The sequence below is a fragment of the Polaromonas sp. C04 genome (assembly GCF_002002705.1).
GTDB lineage: Bacteria > Pseudomonadota > Gammaproteobacteria > Burkholderiales > Burkholderiaceae_C > Rhodoferax_A.
Window position 1 is genome coordinate 1 of the sequence record NZ_MUNS01000010.1, and the last position, 759, is coordinate 759.

At 64.4% G+C, this 759-nt stretch carries 1 protein-coding gene and 1 pseudogene; both read left to right on the top strand.

From position 1 onward, the window contains the following. The coding region (locus B0E49_RS00135) for an electron transfer flavoprotein subunit beta/FixA family protein (RefSeq protein ID WP_077559951.1) at positions 1 to 617 on the top strand (617 nt) is incomplete at its 5' end. After that, positions 618 to 759, top strand: a pseudogene (locus B0E49_RS00140) (electron transfer flavoprotein subunit alpha/FixB family protein); the annotation flags it as partial.

Genomic DNA, 759 nt, shown 5'->3' on the forward strand with positions numbered 1-759 from the left:
AGGCCGTGCGCTTGAAAGAAAAAGGCATTGCCACGGAAGTCATCGCCGTCTCGTGCGGCGTGCAGCAGTGCCAGGAGACCCTGCGCACCGCCATGGCCATCGGCGCGGACCGCGCCATCCTGGTGCAAACCGACGCCGAACTGCAGCCCCTGGCGGTGGCCAAACTGCTCAAAGCCCTGATGGACAAGGAACAACCCGGCCTGGTGATCCTGGGCAAGCAGGCCATCGACGACGACTGCAACCAGACCGGCCAGATGCTCGCCGCGCTCGCCGACCTGCCGCAAGCCACCTTCGCCAGCAAGGTCGAAATCGTGGACGGCAAAGCCCAGGTCACGCGTGAAGTCGACGGCGGCCTGGAAACCCTTTCTATGGGCCTGCCCGCCATCGTCACCACCGACCTGCGCCTGAACGAGCCGCGCTATGTGACGCTGCCCAACATCATGAAGGCCAAGAAAAAGCAGCTCGACACCTTCAAGCCCGAAGACCTGGGGGTCGACGTTGCCCCGCGCCTGAAGACCTTGAAAGTCTCCGAGCCGCCCAAGCGCAGCGCCGGCATCAAGGTGCCCGATGTCGCCACCCTGGTGGACAAACTGAAAAACGAAGCGAAGGTGATCTAAATGACCGCACTTGTTATTGCCGAACACGACAACGCCCACCTCAAGGGCGCCACCCTGAACACCGTGAGCGCTGCCGCCCAGTGCGGCGGTGAGGTGCACGTGCTGGTCGCCGGCCACCATGCCGGCGCCGCCGCTGCCCAAG